The 18098-nt window shown below is 62.6% G+C and carries 21 protein-coding genes; 8 read left to right on the forward strand and 13 right to left on the reverse strand.

What is annotated here, in order from left to right:
* The first annotated feature begins 94 nt into the window (after positions 1 to 94).
* Positions 95 to 694: a nitroreductase family protein gene (locus ACFOGH_RS03970; RefSeq protein WP_380071773.1), complete on the forward strand. Its 600-nt coding sequence runs from the start codon at positions 95 to 97 to the stop codon at positions 692 to 694.
* A 163-nt stretch (positions 695 to 857) separates the two neighbouring features.
* Here ACFOGH_RS03970 and ACFOGH_RS03975 read toward each other — a convergent pair whose 3' ends face one another.
* Together ACFOGH_RS03975 and guaA are read right to left on the reverse strand one after the other, a co-directional pair.
* On the reverse strand, positions 858 to 1136 hold the full coding sequence (locus tag ACFOGH_RS03975; protein ID WP_380071774.1) for a putative quinol monooxygenase: 279 nt from the start codon (positions 1134 to 1136) through the stop codon (positions 858 to 860).
* A gap of 12 nt (positions 1137 to 1148) precedes the next feature.
* Positions 1149 to 2705 carry a glutamine-hydrolyzing GMP synthase gene (gene guaA, locus ACFOGH_RS03980; RefSeq protein ID WP_380071775.1) on the reverse strand — a complete coding sequence of 519 codons (1557 nt, stop codon included), beginning with the start codon at positions 2703 to 2705 and terminating at the stop codon, positions 1149 to 1151.
* Between the two features lie 274 nt (positions 2706 to 2979).
* Between guaA and ACFOGH_RS03985 the strand changes: the two genes are divergently transcribed.
* Positions 2980 to 4530, forward strand: coding sequence for a trimethylamine methyltransferase family protein (locus ACFOGH_RS03985; protein ID WP_380071776.1), 1551 nt, complete (start codon positions 2980 to 2982; stop codon positions 4528 to 4530).
* A 71-nt stretch (positions 4531 to 4601) separates the two neighbouring features.
* Here ACFOGH_RS03985 and ACFOGH_RS03990 read toward each other — a convergent pair whose 3' ends face one another.
* Positions 4602 to 4889: a DUF6477 family protein gene (locus ACFOGH_RS03990; RefSeq protein ID WP_380071777.1), complete on the reverse strand. Its 288-nt coding sequence runs from the start codon at positions 4887 to 4889 to the stop codon at positions 4602 to 4604.
* A 221-nt stretch (positions 4890 to 5110) separates the two neighbouring features.
* Between ACFOGH_RS03990 and ACFOGH_RS03995 the strand changes: the two genes are divergently transcribed.
* On the forward strand, positions 5111 to 6223 hold the full coding sequence (locus ACFOGH_RS03995) for a DUF6456 domain-containing protein (protein WP_380071778.1): 1113 nt from the start codon (positions 5111 to 5113) through the stop codon (positions 6221 to 6223).
* A gap of 8 nt (positions 6224 to 6231) precedes the next feature.
* On the opposite strand, the gene ACFOGH_RS04000 is transcribed toward ACFOGH_RS03995, so the two are convergent.
* Positions 6232 to 6789 (reverse strand): LysE family transporter, encoded by a 558-nt coding sequence (locus ACFOGH_RS04000; protein WP_380071779.1) that lies wholly within the window; start codon positions 6787 to 6789, stop codon positions 6232 to 6234.
* A gap of 130 nt (positions 6790 to 6919) precedes the next feature.
* Positions 6920 to 7600: an aquaporin gene (locus ACFOGH_RS04005; RefSeq protein ID WP_380071780.1), complete on the reverse strand. Its 681-nt coding sequence runs from the start codon at positions 7598 to 7600 to the stop codon at positions 6920 to 6922.
* Positions 7601 to 7712: 112 nt separating this feature from the next.
* Between ACFOGH_RS04005 and lipA the strand changes: the two genes are divergently transcribed.
* The gene (lipA, locus tag ACFOGH_RS04010; RefSeq protein ID WP_380071781.1) at positions 7713 to 8663 is read left to right on the forward strand and encodes a lipoyl synthase; all 951 of its coding nucleotides are present in this window, start codon (positions 7713 to 7715) and stop codon (positions 8661 to 8663) included.
* A 69-nt stretch (positions 8664 to 8732) separates the two neighbouring features.
* Here the strand turns inward: lipA and ACFOGH_RS04015 are convergent, their stop codons facing one another.
* From ACFOGH_RS04015 to hpt, 5 genes are all read right to left on the reverse strand, one after another.
* Positions 8733 to 9203, reverse strand: a complete 471-nt coding sequence (locus ACFOGH_RS04015) for a c-type cytochrome (RefSeq protein ID WP_380071782.1) — start codon at positions 9201 to 9203, stop codon at positions 8733 to 8735.
* Between the two features lie 180 nt (positions 9204 to 9383).
* Positions 9384 to 10001, reverse strand: coding sequence for a glutathione S-transferase family protein (locus tag ACFOGH_RS04020; RefSeq protein ID WP_380071783.1), 618 nt, complete (start codon positions 9999 to 10001; stop codon positions 9384 to 9386).
* Entirely contained in the window at positions 10002 to 10892 is an 891-nt protein-coding gene (locus tag ACFOGH_RS04025; protein ID WP_380073962.1) for a c-type cytochrome, read from the reverse strand.
* Between the two features lie 115 nt (positions 10893 to 11007).
* On the reverse strand, positions 11008 to 11181 hold the full coding sequence (locus tag ACFOGH_RS04030; RefSeq protein ID WP_380071784.1) for a hypothetical protein: 174 nt from the start codon (positions 11179 to 11181) through the stop codon (positions 11008 to 11010).
* Positions 11181 to 11720 carry a hypoxanthine phosphoribosyltransferase gene (gene hpt / locus ACFOGH_RS04035; RefSeq protein WP_380071785.1) on the reverse strand — a complete coding sequence of 180 codons (540 nt, stop codon included), beginning with the start codon at positions 11718 to 11720 and terminating at the stop codon, positions 11181 to 11183. The genes ACFOGH_RS04030 and hpt overlap by 1 nt, the downstream gene beginning before the upstream one ends.
* 67 nt (positions 11721 to 11787) lie before the next feature.
* Between hpt and ACFOGH_RS04040 the strand changes: the two genes are divergently transcribed.
* Positions 11788 to 12246, forward strand: a complete 459-nt coding sequence (locus ACFOGH_RS04040) for a type II toxin-antitoxin system RatA family toxin (protein ID WP_380071786.1) — start codon at positions 11788 to 11790, stop codon at positions 12244 to 12246.
* Between the two features lie 76 nt (positions 12247 to 12322).
* Here the strand turns inward: ACFOGH_RS04040 and ACFOGH_RS04045 are convergent, their stop codons facing one another.
* The 3 genes from ACFOGH_RS04045 to ACFOGH_RS04055 are packed head-to-tail and all read right to left on the reverse strand — an operon-like array spanning position 12323 to position 14406.
* Entirely contained in the window at positions 12323 to 12784 is a 462-nt protein-coding gene (locus ACFOGH_RS04045; protein WP_380071787.1) for a CinA family protein, read from the reverse strand.
* Between the two features lie 3 nt (positions 12785 to 12787).
* On the reverse strand, positions 12788 to 13285 hold the full coding sequence (locus ACFOGH_RS04050; RefSeq protein WP_380071788.1) for a phosphatidylglycerophosphatase A family protein: 498 nt from the start codon (positions 13283 to 13285) through the stop codon (positions 12788 to 12790).
* The gene (locus tag ACFOGH_RS04055; RefSeq protein ID WP_380071789.1) at positions 13282 to 14406 is read right to left on the reverse strand and encodes a bifunctional 2-C-methyl-D-erythritol 4-phosphate cytidylyltransferase/2-C-methyl-D-erythritol 2,4-cyclodiphosphate synthase; all 1125 of its coding nucleotides are present in this window, start codon (positions 14404 to 14406) and stop codon (positions 13282 to 13284) included. Before ACFOGH_RS04055 ends, ACFOGH_RS04050 begins: the two co-directional genes overlap by 4 nt.
* A 192-nt stretch (positions 14407 to 14598) precedes the next feature.
* On the opposite strand from ACFOGH_RS04055, the gene dusB reads away from it, so the two are divergent.
* The 3 genes from dusB to ACFOGH_RS04070 are packed head-to-tail and all read left to right on the forward strand — an operon-like array spanning position 14599 to position 18037.
* A complete protein-coding gene (gene dusB, locus ACFOGH_RS04060) occupies positions 14599 to 15588 on the forward strand; it encodes a tRNA dihydrouridine synthase DusB (RefSeq protein WP_380071790.1) in 990 nt (329 codons plus the stop codon).
* Positions 15585 to 16670, forward strand: coding sequence for a two-component system sensor histidine kinase NtrB (locus ACFOGH_RS04065; RefSeq protein WP_380071791.1), 1086 nt, complete (start codon positions 15585 to 15587; stop codon positions 16668 to 16670). The genes dusB and ACFOGH_RS04065 overlap by 4 nt, the downstream gene beginning before the upstream one ends.
* Complete coding sequence (locus tag ACFOGH_RS04070; RefSeq protein ID WP_380071792.1) at positions 16670 to 18037, forward strand: response regulator; 1368 nt, start codon at positions 16670 to 16672, stop codon at positions 18035 to 18037. The genes ACFOGH_RS04065 and ACFOGH_RS04070 overlap by 1 nt, the downstream gene beginning before the upstream one ends.
* Positions 18038 to 18098 lie beyond the last annotated feature (61 nt).

Genomic DNA, 18098 nt, shown 5'->3' on the forward strand with positions numbered 1-18098 from the left:
TGCATTTTGGCACAGCAGCTATGCGCTCTGTGCCCTTGCTGCAAGCGGCTGCGGCGTTATGTCTGGGATGGTATCACCTGAACATGGACCTGTTATGACCGCTCACACCGCCATCAAGAACACCCGCAAGGCCGAACATCCGATCCATGCGCAGTTCACCGCTCGGTTCTCGCCGCGCGGGTTTACCGAGAAAACGCTGACTGAGGCCGAGTTGCTGCCGCTTTTTGAAGCGGCACGTTGGGCGCCATCTTCGAGCAATCACCAGCCGTGGCGCTTTGCCTACGGTCTGCGCGGCGATGCGGCGTTTGGCAAGATTGCCGAGGCTTTGGTGCCGTTCAACCGCGCGTGGGCGGAGAAAGCGGCGGCGCTGATCGTTGTGGCGTCACGCGAGACGGTGGAGAAGGACGGCAAGCAGGTGCCGAATGCGGCGCACAGCTTTGATGCGGGCACGGCCTGGGGCTATCTGGCATTGCAGGCGCATCATGCGGGTCTGGTCGCTCATGCGATGGGCGGGTTTGAGGCGGACGTGCTAGCGAAAAACCTGAAGTTGCCGGACGGCTATGCGCTGCATTGTGTGGTGGCGGTAGGCGAGCATGGCGACATCGAAAAGTTGCCAGAAGCGTTGCAGGCCCGTGAAGCGCCGAATGACCGTCTGCCGCTGGCGCAGATTGTGGCGCATGGCAAGTTCGTCTGACCGATAAGCAGGAGCCGTCGCGCGGGGCATCGAGCCCCTTGCGACGGCGCTGCCGGGGGATGGCCATGTGCCGCTGCGGTGGTGGATGCGGTGGAGGGGGGCCAGCCCCCCGGCTTGCGCCGCCCCCCGGGATATTTATCGACAGATGAAACGCTGCGGCGCGTTAGTCGCCGATGGCTTCGACGCGGAAATCGCGCAGGATGCTGCGGGTGGCTTCGAACCAGGCGCTGGCGCGGGTGCGGGTTTGATGCGCGTTGAAATCTTCCTGCGTGCGGAAGCTTTCCATCACTTCCCAGACCAGCGGATCATCGGTGGGGGTGACTTCAAACGACAGGCAACCCGGTTCGGCGCGGCTGAGCCGGGTGTGTTCTGCGACATGGGCCGCCACAGCGGCTGATTCTTCCGCTGTGGCGCAGATGAGGTGGCCCCGCAGTCTAATCATGGTGCAGTCTGATCATTCGAGTTCGATCGTGCCGGGCGGCTTTGAGGTGATGTCGTAGAACACCCGGTTGACGCCTTTGACCTCGTTGATGATGCGGGTCATGGTTTCGCCGAGGAAATCGTGCGTGAACGGATAGGTGTCGGCGGTCATGCCATCGACGCTTGTCACCGCGCGCAGGCCAACGGCGTAGTCATAGGTGCGCCCGTCGCCCATCACGCCCACGGTTTTCATCGGCAGGATGGCGGCGAAGGCTTGCCAGATTTCGTCATAAAGGCCGTGTTTACGGATCTGGTCGATATAAACGGCATCGGCTTGGCGCAGGATGTCGAGCTTTTCGGTGGTGATCTCGCCGGGGCAGCGGATGGCGAGGCCGGGGCCGGGGAAGGGGTGGCGACCGATGAAGCTGGCGGGCAGGCCGAGTTCGCGGCCCAAGGCGCGGACTTCGTCCTTGAAGAGTTCGCGCAGCGGTTCCACCAGTTTCAGGCCCATCTTTTCCGGCAGACCGCCGACGTTGTGGTGCGATTTGATGGTGACGGAGGGGCCGCCCGAGAACGAGACAGACTCGATGACATCGGGGTAGAGCGTGCCTTGGGCGAGGAATTCTGCGCCCTCAATGCCATTGGCGTATTTCTGGAACACGTCGATGAACAGACCGCCGATGATCTTGCGCTTACGCTCGGGGTCAGAGACGCCTTCCAGCTTGCCCAAGAACAGGTCGGATTCGTCGGCGTGGATCAGGTTCAGGTTGTAGTTGTCGCGGAACATCGCGACGACCTGTTCGGCTTCGCCCAGACGCAGCAGACCGTGATCGACAAAAACGCAGGTGAGTTGATCGCCAATGGCCTCGTGAATCAGAATGGCGGTGACAGAGCTATCGACGCCGCCCGAGAGCGCGCAGATCACCTTTTTGTCGCCAACCTGCTGCCGGATCGCGGCGATGGCTTGCTCGCGGTAGGCGTCCATCGTCCAATCGCCGGTAAAGCCTGCGAGGCGCACGAAGTTTTCGTAGAGTTTCGCGCCCTTTGGGGTGTGATGCACCTCGGGGTGGAACTGCACGGCGTAGAAATGCCGGGTCGGGTCGGCGGTGACGGCGAAGGGGGCGTTGGGCGAGGTGCCGTAGACCTGAAAGCCGGGGGCGATTTTCGACACATGGTCGCCGTGGCTCATCCAGACCTGTTCGCGGCCATCCGCAAACCAGCCGTCGAGGATCGACAGGGTATCGGTGGTGGGGGTGACGAAAGCGCGGCCGAATTCGGCGGTGCCGTGGCCGTGTTCGACCAGACCGCCAAGTTGCTGCATCATCGTCTGTTGGCCGTAGCAGATGCCGAGGACCGGGACGCCGAACGACCAGAGCGCTTCGGGCGCGCGGGGGGAGCCTGCGCGTGTCACCGAATCCGGGCCGCCTGACAGGATCACGGCCTTAGGGGCGAAGCTTTGCAGGAACGCGTCATCGACCTTATTATAAGGGTGGATTTCGCAATAGACGTTCAACTCGCGCAGGCGGCGCGCAATCAGTTGCGTGACCTGAGAGCCGAAGTCGATGATGAGGAGGCGCTGATGCTGTGTCATGGCCTCGCGTAGCCTTTGGAGGCGACAGAAGCAAGATCGTTTGGCGGGATTTTTGGGGGGATGCCGCTGGAAAGGGGCCTTTCAGCCCCCTCGGCCTGCGGCCTCACCCCTTGAGGATATTTGTGCAGAGAGGATGCGCTGCAAGTCGCTATCGGAATGGGAACATGTCGGTTTTGGCGTTTATGCGGCGTATTCGGGGGGCGCAGGCGGCGAGGTTCGCGGCATAAGGGCAGCAAAACAGTGCCGCATGGGCGGCTGAGAATGGAGACCTTCGATGAGCGATGTTGCAGAAGCTGGTGGTCGGCGGGCACGGGGCGGTGGCGGCGCAAGCCGTCGGGCAGAGCGGACGGCGGTGTCGTTCGAGACCGCGAAATTCATTCAGCGCAACATCCCGAATTTTGAAATCCTGAACGAAGAAGCGCTGCAGATCATCGAATACAACGCGGAAACCGTGTTGGAGGAGATCGGCGTCAATTTCGTGGAAAACGAAGCGGCGCTGGTGCGCTGGCGTGAAGCCGGTGCCGACGTGCGCGGCGAGCGGGTGCATATTCCGCGCGGGTTGGCCCGCAAGCTGTGCTCGACCGCACCCAAGACCTACACGCAATATGCCCGCAACCCCGAGCGCAATGTCGAAGTTGGCGGGCGCAATCTGGTGCTTGCCCCGGTGTACGGCCCGCCCTTTGTGCGCGATCTGGAAGGCGGGCGGCGCTATGCAACGCTGGCCGATTTCGAGAAATTCGTGAAGCTGGGCTATATGTCGAAATGGCTGCACCATTCGGGCGGCACGGTGTGTGAGCCGACCGATATTCCGGTGAACAAGCGCCATCTGGACATGCTGCGCGCCCATATGGTGCTTTCGGACAAGCCCTATATGGGGTCGGTGACCGAACCCAGCCGGGCGGCGGATTCGATCGAGATGTCGAAGCTGTTGTTCGGGGCCGATTTTGTCGATCAGAACACGGTGATGACCAGCCTGATCAACATCAACTCGCCGATGACATTCGACGGCATCATGATGGGCGCGTTGGAGGTATATGCCGCCAACAATCAGGCCAGCATCGTCTCGCCCTTTATCGTAGGCGGCGCTATGGCGCCGGTGACGGTGGCGGGCACGCTGACGCAGGTGTTGGCAGAGATTCTGGCGGGGGTGTCGTATAGCCAGTTGGTGCGCCCCGGCTCGCCGGTGATCGCGGGGGCGTTTGTGACCTCGATCGACATGAACTCGGGCGCGCCGACTTTTGGCACGCCGGAAGCCGCACATATCACCTATGGCGCGGGGCAGTTGGTGCGGCGTCTGGGGCTGCCCTATCGTTCGGGCGGGTCGTTCTGCGGATCAAAACTGCCGGATGCGCAGGCGGCTTATGAGACCGCGAACAGCCTGAACATGGCACTGCTGGCGGGTGTGAACTTTATGCTGCACTCGTGCGGTTGGCTGGAAGGCGGGCTGGTGTCGTCGGTCGAGAAGTTCGTGATGGACGCCGATCAGTTGGGCACGCTGCACCATCTGGCGCAGGGTGTGATGATGGACACCAACGGGCAGGCGATGGATGCGATCCGCGAAGTGGGCCCTGGTGGCCACTATCTGGGATGCGAGCATACCCAAGCCAACTTCAAGACCGCATTCTGGCGCTCGGATCTGCTGGACTATAAGCCGTTCGAGACCTGGGCCGAAGAAGGCGCGCGCGATACGCAGACGCTGGCGGCGGAACGTGCGAAGAAAATGCTGTCGGACTATGTGGCCCCTGCGATTGACGAGGGCGTGCGCGAAAGCATCGACGATTATGTGGCGCGCAAAAAGGCGTCGATGCCTGACGCGTTCATGTGATATACTGAACGGGTTAATAAGTGACCCGTTCTGGTGCAGAAGGCCCGCAGCAATGCGGGCCTTTTTCATGCTTAGATCGCGGTCGGGCTGCGCGGCAGCAGACGCACCTCGGCAATCAGGGCGATCAGCACTTCGATGTGGCGCGCGACCGAATAGCTGGCCTCGCCGCTGAGGCGGATATCTTCCAGACGTTCCTCCTCGGCCAGAAGCCGCGTCACCGCGCGTTCCGGCGTCGGTGTGCTGTCAACCAGACGCTTCAGATCACGCTCGCGGCGGTAATCCAGCACACCGCAACGGGCAGCGCGGATCAACATGCGGGGGCGGCGCAGGGTTTCAAGCAGGGCGCGGAAATCGATCATTTGGCAAGTCTCCATGAGTGGTGGAGCCTGCATAGCACGGCACAACTGGGCGTTGCGCAAAGCCAGTTTGCAGCGCGCGGGAGCTTCCGAGATTGTTTAAGATTTATAAACAATTATCGACGAAGGCTCAGAAATTAACGATTGGGTAATCAATGCCTTCCACGCTTGTTAACGTTTCGGCAAGGATCGATCAGGAAGGCGCTGACGCGCGGCAACACACGATGCAAAGCAATCTCTCTCTGCTGCACGGCCTGCCGGGATGGCTGCCTGATGCGGTGCGGCTCTATCTGGATCATACAGAAGATGGCCAATCATATCGGGCACTTGCGCGTCGTGATGGCCGCCATGCCTCGACTGTGATGCGGGCGGTGCGGCGCTATGAAACACGACGTGACGACCCGCTTTTGGACGAGGCGCTGTCGGCGCTGGCCAGCGGTGCAGAGCCACGCTTCCCTTCGATCAACAAGGATGACGACACCATGACCGCAGCTGTGCACCCGCAAACCATTGTTGCAGATGAGGCGACAATCACCGCAGAGGGCAAGCGTATTCTTCGCCGTCTGGTAGAGCCCGGCGCTGTGCTGGCCTTTGCGCCGGATATGGAAAAGGCGGTGGTGATGCGCGAGTTTCCCGATGGCCATTCGGCGCGCACGGCGGTGGTCGAGCGGGTGATCGCGCAGGCTTTTGCGCTGAAGGACTGGATTTCCTGCCGCAAGCCGGGGCGCGTGGCGACCTATGAGATCAGCAGCGCAGGCCGTGCGGCGCTGAAGCGAATGATCGATGCCGAGGCGCGCGCGGGCGGCTTTGCCGAGGCGCAGGCCGGGTTTGACGGGCCGGGCGGTGCTTGGGAGGGGGCTGCAGTGGCCGATGACGGCGGGCCACGGCGCATCCGTTATAATCTGGCGGAAAGCCCGGTCGCGGTGTTGGGGCGCAGGCGCGACAAGGATGGCAAGCTGTATCTGGAACCCGATCTGGTGGGCGCGGCGGAACGGCTGCGCGAGGATTTTGAACTCGCGCAGATCGGGCCGCGGGTGACGCAGAACTGGGAGCGGTTTCTGACCGGCACAGATCGCGGGGCGGCGCGGGCCGAGGCGGGCATTCCCGAGGGCCCACGCGCGGCGCGTGACAGGGTGGCAGCGGCATTGCGCGATCTGGGGCCGGGGTTGGGCGATGTCGCGCTGCGGGTGTGCTGTTTTCTGGAAGGGATCGAGGCCGCCGAGCAGCGTCTGGGCTGGGCGGCGCGGTCTGGCAAAGTGGTGCTGCGCATCGCGTTGCAACGCCTGCTGCGCCATTATGATGAAACCTATGGCCGGTCGGGGCCGCTGATCGGTTGATCGGCTGATCAACCGGCCAAGGCTTTGGCGGCCAGACCCAGTGACAAAAGCGCCAACCACACCGCCGCGCCGCGGTTCAGCCATGGCCCGGCGCGCGACAAAAGCCCCGCGCCCAAGGCCAGCCAGATCAGGCTGGCCAGCGGCACAAGCAGCGCAAACAGGGCCAAGGCTGCCCAAACCTTGGGGGTGGCGGGGATCAGCACCAGACCGAAGATCAGCGCTTTGGGGTTCAGTAGCGTGGTGACGGCGATCTGGCGGGGGCCGACGCTGGCGGTGGCGCGGGTGCCGGCCGCAGGCAGGCTCCACAATCGCAACGCCAGCCGCGCGACCCACAGCGCGGCCAATCCGGTGACGATGGGGCGCAGGACCGGCAGACCATGCAGCAGCTGCGCGCCATAAAGGGCCAGCGGCGCAACCACCGCCAGATAGCATAGCGTCACCACAAAGATCAGCCGCAGCCCGTCGCGCAGGCCGGTTTGCGCCCCTGCCAGCGCCAGCAGCGCGTTGCTCGGGCCGGGGGTGATCAGCAGCGCCAGCAGCGCAAGGCTTAGGTTCATCATCGACATGGCGTGTCCTTACCCCGGCAAGGTAGTGCTGCCATGATCCAGATCAACCGGCCAGATTGACGCGTCAGCAAAACGGGCGACGGTTTCCCGCCGCCCGTTCGGGGTCTTGATCTCTGCTCGGGGAAGCCGATCAGGCGCGGGTCAGCCCCGCCTTATAAACCAATCCCGCCAGCGCGCCCCCAGCCAAAGGTGCCACAATGAACACCCAAAGCTGCGACAGGGCTGCACCGCCCGCAAAGAGCGCCGGGCCGATCGAGCGCGCCGGGTTCACCGAAACGCCGGTGACATGGATGCCAACCAGATGGATCGCTGTCAGCGTCAGACCAATCGCCAGACCAGCGAAACCCGCGGCAGAGCCCGCGCCGGTGGCACCCAGAATCACTGTCACGAACAGGAAGGTCATCACAGCCTCGAACACCAAGGCAGCAGCTAGGCTATATTCGCCCAGATAGCCCGGACCGTAGCCGTTCGAGCCAAGCGCCCATTCGCCCATCACAAATCCGGGTTTGCCCGAAACGATCAGATACAGCACCAAGGCACCGATGATCGCACCTGCAACTTGCGCCACCGCATAGCCCGCAAACTCGGCCACAGTCATCCGGCCCGCTGTTACCATCCCAAGGCTGACCGCCGGGTTCAGATGCGCGCCCGAAATCGCGCCCAAGCTGTAAGCCGCCGCGACAATCGCGAGACCAAAGGCCAGCGCGATGCCGGTAAAGCCGATCTCTGCGCCGCCAATCACCGCAGCCCCGCAGCCGAACAGCACGAGAATCGCCGTCCCCAACGCCTCGGCCACCAGTTTCTTTGTCATTTTTTTACCCTTACCCTTGTTACACCTGCATGGGCCTATGCCCGGAACGCCGTTGCCAAGCCCTGCCGCACAGACTATTTGAGATGAAGCACCGTTTCAGGGGGAAAAACCGTTGCGTGACCTCAAGCTGCCGGACCAACGCCACCCGGAAAAGGCGCATAAGCCTGACAATGCCCAGCCGAAAAAGCCCGACTGGATCCGGGTGCGCGCGCCAACCTCGGAAGGTTACAAGAAAACCCGCGATATCTTGCGCGAGAAAAAGCTGGTGACGGTTTGTGAAGAGGCCGGCTGTCCGAATGTTGGCGAGTGCTGGAGCCAAGGCCACGCAACCATGATGATCATGGGCGAGATCTGCACGCGCGGCTGTTCGTTCTGCAATATCGCGACCGGTAAGCCGCAAAATCTTGATGCGTTCGAGCCGGGACGGGTGGCGCATGCGGTGGCTGAGTTGGGGTTGAACCATGTGGTGATCACGAGCGTGGACCGTGACGATTTGGAAGATGGCGGGGCGGAGCATTTCGCCCAGACTATCCGCGCGATCCGCCACCGCTCGCCAGCCACCACGATCGAGATTCTGACGCCGGATTTTCTGAAATGCCCACCGTCGGCGCTGGAAAAGGTGGTCGAAGCGCGGCCGGATGTGTTCAACCACAATCTTGAAACCGTCCCCGGCCTTTACCCCACCGTGCGTCCCGGTGCGCGGTATTTCCATTCGTTGCGGGTGTTGCAGAAGGTCAAGGAACTCGACCCGACCTTGTTCACCAAATCGGGCATCATGGTGGGCTTGGGCGAAGATCGCCAAGGCGTGCATCAGGTGATGGATGACATGCGCGCGGCAGATGTCGATTTTCTGACGATTGGTCAGTATCTGCAACCGACGCCGAAACATCACCGGGTGGATCGCTTCGTCACACCGGATGAGTTCAAAAGCTATGAGCAGACTGCGTTCGGCAAAGGCTTTCTGATGGTCTCGGCCACGCCGCTGACGCGGTCAAGCTATCACGCGGGCGATGATTTCGCCCGGCTGCGTAGCGCGCGCTTGCAAAAGCTGGGGCGGGCTTAGCGGCTCAGCATTGGAAAATGCAAAACGGCGGCTCTTGCGGGCCGCCGTTTTTGTAAATCGCGGGACCGATCAGCTTTCGGGCTGACGGTAAGCCTTGTGGCAGGCAGAGCATGCGCCGCCCAGTTGCGCCATGCTGGCCTTGATTGCATCGGCATCGGTGGCAGCGGCGGTCTGCATCGCGGCGGCGGCGTTGTTCAGATCGGCAACCTTGGCCAGAAAATCATCCTGCTTGGCCCAAACATCGGCCAGCGCATAGCTGTCAGCGGATTTGCCATTCTCGGACCCAGCCGGGAATTGCGCCATCGAGATCACCGAGGCAATCGCCGCGACATTGGCCGCCGCTTTGGTAGCTGCCGTCTTGTCATAGGCGGCCTCTCCCTTAGCCATGCCGCCCAAAGTGCCCAGATCGCTGGCCATTTGCAGCATCAGGCCGTGCCGGGTTTCCACCGCATCGGCAAACGGATCTTCGGCATCCTGCGCATAGACGCCAAACGCCGTCAGCGCCGCCATGGTGGTAAAGGCTATAAGACGTTTCTTCATCAACTTCTCCGCTTGCAAAGCGCGCAACGTGGCGCGCAGGCTGGCCCGTTCTTGACGCTGCCGGGTAGCGGCAGGCTTGCGCAGGGCCGCATGCAAAGCAAGGGGGGCTGGGATAGGCGCTGGTGCTAAATCCTTGTAATACACAAAGAGTTTACGGCTGCGATCCGCTGATACAGCCGCTTAGGCCGGGGGAAGAAAGCTTTGATAGCAGGCTTGAAACGCTGCCGTCGCCTCAAGTCGCGCGGTCAACGCGTGCAGATGTGGAAGTGCAGGGGCGTCGATCAAGCCCGGATGCGCCTCGGTCACGAAGCGCCATGCGCAGGCGACGGCAATATCGGCATGGGTGAGCGCGCCAAACCAATAGGGGCCGGGATGGGTGGCCAGATCAGCCTCTAGTGCCGCCAGAACCGCATTGATCTGGGCGCGGCAGCGTGCCTCGAACATCGCCGAAGTGGTCTGATGCAGCGCACGTTCGTAAAACAGGCTGACCGCCTTATCAGCCAGACCACAGGCGAGGGCGGCAACTTTCATCACCCGATGCCGCGCAGGTTCGGTGCGCGGAAACATCGGCTCGGCCACCGCCGCATCAAGATAATCCAGCATCAGATGGCTGTCGATCAGCACAAAGCCATCATCCAGCACCAGCGTCGGCACCCGCGTCAGCGGATTGTAACCCCGCAAACGGTCTGCATCACCAAAGGCTGACCACGGCTGATGCTGGAAATCCATGCCATAAAGTGTCATGGCGATGCCCACCCTGCGCACGAACGGGCTGTCGTATTGGCCGATCAGGATCACTCAGTTCACCGGCGGCACAAGTTGCAGATAGGCGGCCACCGCCTGCCGGTCTGACTCCGGCAGTTTGGCCATGTTCTCGACCACATGCGCCATATGTCCCCCAACCGAGTCAAATTCCGGGGTAAAGCCCGAGGTTAGATATTCCACCACATCGGCCGCAGACCACGTCAGTTTTGCTGGCGTGATGTTCGGTGTGCGACCCTTGCCATCGGGGTTCGGGGCACCCGACAACCATTTATCGCGCTGCAAGCCACCCAAGGCGTTGCGCGGCGTGTGGCATTCACCGCAATGCGCCAGCGCTTCGGCGATGTAGCGGCCGCGGATCTGCTCGGGCGTCAGATCGCCTGCAATCACCCAATCGTCGCGCATGAACAGCAGTTTCCAGATGCCCAGAGACCGGCGGATGTTGAACGGAAAGCTGATCTGATGCGGTTTGCTGGGTTCAGCAGAGGCGGGCAGGCCATCCATGAATGCCTTCAGATCGGCCACATCCTGCGGCTCCATCTTGTTATAGGCGTTATAGGGCAGGGCGGGATAGAGATGCTCGCCGTCCTTGCCAACACCTTGGGTGATCGCATTGGCAAAATCCATCAAGGTCCAGCCGCCGATGCCCTGCACCGGATCGGGCGAGATGTTCGGCGCGATGAAGGTGCCAAAGGCCGAAGGAAACTCTTGCCCGCCCGCCAGCACGAGCGCATCTGCCCCCTTGGCATCCGCCGCCGCGTGACACGAGGCACAGCCCGCCGCCCAGAACACCAGCTCGCCTTTCGCGGCATCGCCTGTCAGTCCGTCATAGCGGGCACTATCAACCGAGTGCGGCGCCGAGAGCAGCAGAAAGCCGCCAAATCCCAAGAGGACAATGGCCAGAACGGCAGACAGCAAACGCGACATGGCGAAAACCTTCATGCATAGCAGACCCCATGGTCTGGCCAATTTCGCCGACACGTTACACCAGAATACCAGTTTGGGAAGAACGCATTTTAACCCTGAAGCATCCGCGCCGATCTTAGCGCAACCGCGGCTTGCCATTCACCGTCAACCAGTCGGGCCAGCCCCAGAAATGCTCGATCCCGAACAAAACAAAGCACAAGATCACCACGCCGACCACCAGCTTGACCCGCGACATTGGCGGCGGATTGCGCGCCCAGCGCGCCATGCGGATCAGCCAGATCGGATTCATCAATCTGTAAACCGCACTTTGCCGATGTAAGGCAGGTTGCGGTTGCGCTGTGCAAAATCAATGCCGTAGCCCACAACAAACTCATCGGGAATCTCAAACCCGGTCCAGGTCGCCTTGATATCCACCTCGCGCCGGGTGGGCTTATCGAGCAGCGCGCAAACTTCTAGCCGATGCGGGCTGCGCGACAGCAGCAGGTTTTTCACGTGATGCAGGGTAAATCCGGTATCAACAATATCCTCGACCACCAGCACATCCTGCCCGGCGATCTCGCCACGCAGGTCTTTCAGGATGCGGACCTCACGGCTGGAATGCATCGCATCGCCATAAGACGAGGCTTCGAGGAAATCCACCTGCACCGGCAAATCAATCTCGCGCACAAGGTCAGCGATGAACACGAAAGACCCGCGCAACAGCCCGACCACGATCAGCTTGTCGCATCCGGCGTAATGCGCGGTGATCTCGCGCGCCAAAGCCTCGACCCGCGCGGCGATGGCCTTGGCCGAAATCATTTGGTCGATGACATAGGGTCGCGCTTGCATGAGGGCCTCTTGATTTCCGGCTGTTTTCTAACCAATACCGCAACACAAGTCACGCGATAGGTTCCCCATGCCGCATCACGCCGAGACAAAATCGCTGCCCTACAAAGCCGTACAGATGTACGACCTTGTGGCCGATGTCGCGCGCTACCCCGAGTTCCTGCCTTGGACCGCGGCGGCCCGTATCCGCTCGCGCAGCCCGATCGCAGAGGGCGGTGAAGTGATGGAGGCCGATCTGGTGATCAGCTTCAAGGTGTTCCGCGAGAAATTCGGCAGCCGCGTCACCCTGCTGCCTGCGCAAAACAAGATCCTTACCGAATACATCGACGGCCCGTTCAAACATCTGAAATCGATTTGGAGCTTTCGCGACACGCCCACAGGCTGCGATGTGGCGTTCGAGGTTGATTTCGAATTCCGCAACCCGATCCTCGCCGGCCTGATCGGTCTTGTGTTCAACGAAGCCATGACCCGCGTGGTGCGCGCCTTCGAGGCACGCGCGGCGAAACTCTACCCAGCGCAAATCCCCTAAAATTTATCTAAAAATTTGCTTCATCTTGGCTCAAATACTCCGGGGTGTGGGGCTGGCCCCACTCCCGCAGATGCCCCTAGGCCAACGCGCCCAGAAGCATCGCCAAGGCATGATCCCGCGCCGCCAACCGCACCTTGTCGCGGCCCAAAGGCCCGAACTCCACCGTTTCCACCCGCACGGGCTTGCCACGCTGCGCCAGAGCAAAACATACCCGCCCCTCGGGTTTGAACTCTGATCCGCCTGGCCCCGCGATGCCGGTGGTCGATACCGCCAGATCAGCCTGCGAATGTGCCAAAGCACCTTCGGCCATTGCCGCTGCCACAGGCTCGGACACCGCGCCGAACTCGGCCAGCAGTGCCGCGGGCACGCCCAGCATGTCGATCTTGGCCTGGTTGGAATAGGTGACGAAACCCCGGTCGAACACGTTGGACGAGCCCGCCGCATCGGTCAGCGCCGCAGCGATCATGCCGCCGGTGCAGCTTTCGGCGCAAGCGATACGGTAGCCCCAATAGCGCGCCAGCCGCAGCAACTCAGACATATGTCACCTCAGCAAGATCATCGGAATGTGATAGGCCGCAGCCGCCACGATGGTGGCAATCCCAGCAAACAACCCCGCCCACAAATCGTCAAGCATAACCCCGGCCGGATCGTGCCGCCGGTCGGCGCGGCCGACCAGCCAGGGCTTCCAGATGTCAAACAGCCGGAAGAACAGAAAGGCGGCAATCGGGGCGGGGTAGGGCAGAAAGCCCTCATGCCCGCGCCACCAGAAGGCGGCGGAGGAAAACAGCAAGGCGATCCATTGGCCAGCCACTTCGTCGATCACGAATTCCGACGGGTCGGCGGTGGGCGTGTCGCGCAACTCGACCGAAACCGCCCAGAAGCCCAAGGCGGTGACGGCCAACGTCGCCACCAGCAGCACCGGAAAGCCCGCGTAGCGGTCGATCAGCAGCGCCATGATCACCGCAACCAGCGACCCCCATGTGCCCGGCGCGGGTCGCAGCAGGCCTGCGCCAAACCAGATCGCCAAAGCCCGCGTCATGCCCGCACCAAGGCGCAAGTCGCCATCGCGGCGATGCCTTCCTCGCGGCCGGTGAAGCCAAGACGTTCCGAGGTGGTGGCCTTTACCGACACCTTCTCTACCGCCACCTCCATGATCGCGGCCAAAGCCTGCCGCATCGCCTCGGCATGGGGGCCGACCTTGGGGCGCTCGCAGATCAGCGTCACATCGCAATTGGCCAGCGCAAAGCCTTTTGCCCGCGCCAGCCGCATGGCATGGGCGAGGAAGATCTTGCTTTCAGCCCCTTTCCATTGCGGATCAGATGGCGGGAAGTGGCGGCCAATGTCACCCTCGGCCAGCGCGCCATAGATCGCATCGGTCAGCGCGTGCATCCCCACATCGGCGTCGGAATGGCCGAGCAAGCCCTTGCCATGCGGCACTTTCACCCCACAAAGCCAGACGCCATCGCCATCGCAAAACGCATGCACGTCAAAGCCGTTGCCCACCCGCAGATCCATCTGCCGCCCCCTCAAGATCGCCTCTGCCGATGCGAAATCGCCCGGAAAGGTCAGTTTCAGATTATCCTCATCGCCCGCGACGATCACCACATCCAGCCCATGCGCGCGCGCTATTGCCACATCATCGGCGGCTTCGGCGGGATGGGCGCGGTGCGCCGCCAATATGGCGTCGAACCGAAAGCCCTGCGGGGTTTGCGCGCGAAACAGCCCGTCACGCGGCACAGTGCCAGCGACCAAGCCTGCCGCGCCGCGCCACAAAGCATCCGTCACCGCCAGTGCCGGGGCCGCCCCCTGCGCCTGATCGAGCGCTGCGATCACCGCAGCAATCACCTTCTGTGGCACCAGGGGCCGTGCGCCATCATGGATCAGCACGCGGCTGATGCCTTGGCCCGCCAAAGCCTCCAAAGCGTTGCGCACAGATTGCGTGCGCGTGGCACCACCTTCGACGATCTGCACATCCAGCCCTATGGCCTCGGCGCGCGCGCGATCATCGGGATGCATCACGAGCACACGGCGCATGCCGTCAAATGCCGCCACCGCATGCGCCACAACCGGACGCCCGGCCAGCATCTGCCATTGCTTGGGCACATCGCCGCCTGCGCGCAAGCCGCGCCCGGCAGCGGTGATGATCGCGGCTGTCGTCATTCGGTTTCCTTTTCGCTCTATCTATGCGACGGGCCAAGGCGTGACAATCAGGCTAAGATCATGCGCATCCGGCCACGAAATGCAGCAGAGTCGCCTATTATTTGTGCAATGCTTAGAAATAGGGCATAAACCGCAGCGCTAGCCCTTGGCGAAGCCCCCACCCAAGCGCATGTTTCCGGCAAAGGAGCCGCAATGTCCCTGTCTTTAGGCGCCATCTCTCTGCATCCCCCGGTGATTCTGGCACCGATGGCGGGCATCACCGATCTGCCGTTTCGGCGGATGGTGGCGGGCTTTGGCGCGGGCCTTGTGGTGTCTGAGATGATCGCATCCGAAGAAGTGATGAAGGCGCAGCCTTTGGCGCGGGCGCGGGCGGAACTGGGCTTTGCCGAGGCGGCGACCTCGGTGCAACTCGCGGGCCGCGATCCCTATTGGATGGCCGAGGCCGCGCGCTATGTCGAAGCACAGGGCGCGCGGGTGATTGATATCAACATGGGCTGCCCCGCCAAACGGGTGACAGCGGCGGGCGGCAATGGCGCTTGCGGTTCGGCCTTGATGAAAGAACCCGAACTGGCGCTGGCGCTGATCGAGGCTGTGGTGGGGGCGGTGTCGGTGCCCGTGACGCTGAAAACTCGGCTGGGTTGGGATGATCAAAGCCTGAATGCACCGAAAATCGCCAAATCTGCCGAAGGGGCGGGGGTGCAGATGATCACCATTCATGGCCGCACCCGTTGCCAGTTCTACAAAGGCCGCGCCGATTGGGCGGCGATTGCAGCGGTGAAAGCCGCCGTCGCGGTGCCGGTGATCGCCAACGGCGATATCGTCGATGTCGCAAGCGCGCGTCAGGCCTTGGCACAATCCGGCGCCGATGGCGTGATGATCGGGCGCGGTGCCGAAGGCGCGCCGTGGCGGCTGGCGGAAATCGCCCATGCGCTTTACGGCACGCCCGCGCCGCAGGTGCCCGAAGGCGCGGCGCGCGCCGATCTGGTGATCGCGCATTACGATCACATGCTGGAGTTCTACGGCGAGTCCTTGGGCCTGCGCGTCGCACGCAAGCATCTGGGTTGGTATCTTGAGGTCGCAGACATCACCGCCAACCGCGACGCGATCCTGACCGCAACCGCCCCCGCCACTGTGCGCGCCTTGATCCGCGACAGCTTTGCAGCCGTGCAGGTGGCCGCATGACCGCTTTCAACGGTGCCGCCCTCTGGGCCTCGCTGCCGCTGCCCGCGATCCTGGTCAGCCCGACGCGGACGATTCTGGATGTGAACCCTCCGGCCGAAACCTTCCTGAACGCCTCTGCCCGCAGCTTGATCGGCCAGCCTTTGCTGGACCGGCTGTCGATTGACGCCCCGATGGAGGATGCGCTTGCCCGCGTCCATGCCCACGAATCGCCTTTGTTCATCGCCGAGGCTGATGTGACGACTGGCGAGCGCGCCCCGGTGCAATGCGCGCTGCAAATGGCCCCGCTGCAAGACAGCGCCGGCTGCGTGCTGCTGCTGATTTCCCCGCGCGAGATTGCTGAACGGCTGGGCCGATCCATGCAAGTGACATCCGCCGCTAAATCCGCCATCGGCATGGCCGAAATGCTGGCGCATGAGATCAAGAACCCGCTGGCCGGCATCTCGGGCGCGGCACAACTGCTGGCGATGGGGCTTGGCCCCGAAGACCTTGAACTGACCGATCTGATCGTCGAGGAAACCCGTCGCATCGTCAAACTGCTGGAGCAGGTCGAGCAATTCGGCAACCTGCGCCCGCCTGCGCGCCGCGCGGTGAACATCCATGATGCGCTGGACCGCGCCCGCCGCTCGGCCCTCGTGGGTTACGGCGCGCATATGAACATCATTGAAGATTATGATCCGTCGTTGCCCGCAACCTTCGCCGACAATGACCAGTTGATGCAGGTGTTCCTGAACCTGCTGAAAAACGCCTCTGAGGCTGCCGGGCCGAAAGGCGGCACCATCCGTCTGCACACGTTCTACGATCACAGCCTGCGCCGTCGCCGCAAGGATGGCTCGGGCTCGACCCTGCCTTTGCAGGTTGAGATCATCGACGACGGCCCCGGCATCCCGCCTGAAATCGCCAGTGACATCTTCGAGCCCTTCGTTTCGGGGCGCGAGAACGGCACCGGGCTTGGTCTCGCGCTGGTGTCCAAGATCATCTCTGACCACGAGGGCTGGATTTCGGTCGATTCCGCCCCCGGCCGCACGGTTTTCCGCATTTCCCTTCCACTCGCCCCGCGCGGGTTATCCGAGGAGTCTTCTTGATGGACGGCACGATTCTTGTCGCCGACGACGACCGCACCATCCGCACGGTGCTGACCCAGGCGCTGACCCGCGCAGGCTGCAAGGTGCATGCCACATCCAGCCTGATGACGCTGATGCGCTGGGTGGAAGAGGGCAAAGGCGATCTGGTGATTTCGGATGTGATCATGCCCGATGGCAACGGGCTCGAGGCTTTGCCGCGCATCGCCAATCTGCGACCCGGCCTGCCGGTGATCGTGATTTCGGCGCAGAACACCATCATGACCGCCATTCAGGCCGCCGAAGCCGAGGCGTTTGACTATCTGCCGAAACCCTTCGACTTGCCCGATCTGATGAAACGCTCAGCCCGCGCGCTGGATCTGAAGCGCCACGCCCCCAAACCAATGGCCGCCCCGCGTGAGATGGGCGACGATCTGCCCTTGGTGGGCCGCACGCCGTCGATGCAGGCGCTGTATCGGCTGGTCGCCCGCGTGATGAACGCCGATCTGCCGGTGCTGATCTCGGGCGAATCCGGCACCGGCAAATCGCTGATCGCCCGTGCCGTTCACGATTTTTCCGACCGCCGCAGCCAGCCCTTCATCACCGCGCAATCCAATGATCTGGCTGGCGTTGACGGCATTGCCACGCTGCTCGCGCGCGCCAAAGGCGGCTCTCTGGTGCTGGATGAGGTGTCGGATTTCGACGAAGACGCGCAGGCCCGTCTGGTGCGGATGCTGGATGTGATGGGCGACCACGCCCCGCGCATCATGGCAACCTCTCAGGCCGATCTGGGCCAGAAGATGGAGGCAGGCGCTTTCCGCAAAGATCTGTTCTATCGCCTCGGCGGCGTTACCCTGCAAGTGCCGCCCCTGCGCGAACGGGTTGAGGACATCCCGCTGCTGGCCGAACATTTCCTTGCCCGTGGCGAACGGGATATGGGCCTGCAACGGCGTCTTTCGCCCGAAGCCATGGCGATCGTGCGCGCCTATCCCTGGCCCGGCAACGTGCGCCAGTTGGAAAACCTGCTGAAACGGCTGCTCGTGACAGCAACAGAACCGGAAATCTCCAAGGCCGAAATCGAACAAGCGCTGGGGGCGGCTCAGCCGGTGCAGATCAACCGGGCAGGGGGCATGGATGGCGAGAAACTCTCGGCTTCGGTCGCCCGCCATCTGCAACGCTATTTCGATTTGCACGGTGGCCAACTGCCGCCCGCCGGTGTCTACGACCGCATTCTGCGCGAAATGGAGGTGCCGTTGATCGAAATCGCCCTCGACGCAACGGGGGGCAATCAAGCCAAATGTGCCGATTTGCTGGGCATCAACCGCAATACCTTGCGTAAGAAGATCACAGACCTCGATATCCGCGTGACACGGCGGCGCAAGCTGATGTAAAACCGCCACAGGCAGAGTGCTTTGCGCGTAACGTGGCGCGAAAGGCACAGGCCTGTGGCGG

Origin of the sequence: Cypionkella sinensis, assembly GCF_042646385.1 — a bacterium.
Lineage (GTDB): Bacteria > Pseudomonadota > Alphaproteobacteria > Rhodobacterales > Rhodobacteraceae > Cypionkella > Cypionkella sinensis.

What these genes read in the sequence shown, in the direction of transcription:
- ACFOGH_RS03985 (WP_380071776.1), top strand. Translation starts at nt 2,980, where the DNA reads ATGAGCGATGTTGCAGAAGCTGGTGGTCGGCGGGCACGGGGCGGTGGC.
- ACFOGH_RS04045 (WP_380071787.1), bottom strand. Translation starts at nt 12,784, where the DNA reads ATGTCTGAGTTGCTGCGGCTGGCGCGCTATTGGGGCTACCGTATCGCT.
- ACFOGH_RS04055 (WP_380071789.1), bottom strand. Translation starts at nt 14,406, where the DNA reads ATGACGACAGCCGCGATCATCACCGCTGCCGGGCGCGGCTTGCGCGCA.
- ACFOGH_RS04000 (WP_380071779.1), bottom strand. Translation starts at nt 6,789, where the DNA reads ATGTCGATGATGAACCTAAGCCTTGCGCTGCTGGCGCTGCTGATCACC.
- ACFOGH_RS04005 (WP_380071780.1), bottom strand. Translation starts at nt 7,600, where the DNA reads ATGACAAAGAAACTGGTGGCCGAGGCGTTGGGGACGGCGATTCTCGTG.
- ACFOGH_RS04050 (WP_380071788.1), bottom strand. Translation starts at nt 13,285, where the DNA reads ATGACGCGGGCTTTGGCGATCTGGTTTGGCGCAGGCCTGCTGCGACCC.
- ACFOGH_RS03970 (WP_380071773.1), top strand. Translation starts at nt 95, where the DNA reads ATGACCGCTCACACCGCCATCAAGAACACCCGCAAGGCCGAACATCCG.
- ACFOGH_RS04015 (WP_380071782.1), bottom strand. Translation starts at nt 9,203, where the DNA reads ATGAAGAAACGTCTTATAGCCTTTACCACCATGGCGGCGCTGACGGCG.
- guaA (WP_380071775.1), bottom strand. Translation starts at nt 2,705, where the DNA reads ATGACACAGCATCAGCGCCTCCTCATCATCGACTTCGGCTCTCAGGTC.
- ACFOGH_RS04065 (WP_380071791.1), top strand. Translation starts at nt 15,585, where the DNA reads ATGACCGCTTTCAACGGTGCCGCCCTCTGGGCCTCGCTGCCGCTGCCC.
- ACFOGH_RS04040 (WP_380071786.1), top strand. Translation starts at nt 11,788, where the DNA reads ATGCCGCATCACGCCGAGACAAAATCGCTGCCCTACAAAGCCGTACAG.
- hpt (WP_380071785.1), bottom strand. Translation starts at nt 11,720, where the DNA reads ATGCAAGCGCGACCCTATGTCATCGACCAAATGATTTCGGCCAAGGCC.
- ACFOGH_RS04070 (WP_380071792.1), top strand. Translation starts at nt 16,670, where the DNA reads ATGGACGGCACGATTCTTGTCGCCGACGACGACCGCACCATCCGCACG.
- ACFOGH_RS03995 (WP_380071778.1), top strand. Translation starts at nt 5,111, where the DNA reads ATGCAAAGCAATCTCTCTCTGCTGCACGGCCTGCCGGGATGGCTGCCT.
- dusB (WP_380071790.1), top strand. Translation starts at nt 14,599, where the DNA reads ATGTCCCTGTCTTTAGGCGCCATCTCTCTGCATCCCCCGGTGATTCTG.
- ACFOGH_RS04030 (WP_380071784.1), bottom strand. Translation starts at nt 11,181, where the DNA reads ATGAATCCGATCTGGCTGATCCGCATGGCGCGCTGGGCGCGCAATCCG.
- ACFOGH_RS03990 (WP_380071777.1), bottom strand. Translation starts at nt 4,889, where the DNA reads ATGATCGATTTCCGCGCCCTGCTTGAAACCCTGCGCCGCCCCCGCATG.
- ACFOGH_RS04025 (WP_380073962.1), bottom strand. Translation starts at nt 10,892, where the DNA reads ATGTCGCGTTTGCTGTCTGCCGTTCTGGCCATTGTCCTCTTGGGATTT.
- ACFOGH_RS03975 (WP_380071774.1), bottom strand. Translation starts at nt 1,136, where the DNA reads ATGATTAGACTGCGGGGCCACCTCATCTGCGCCACAGCGGAAGAATCA.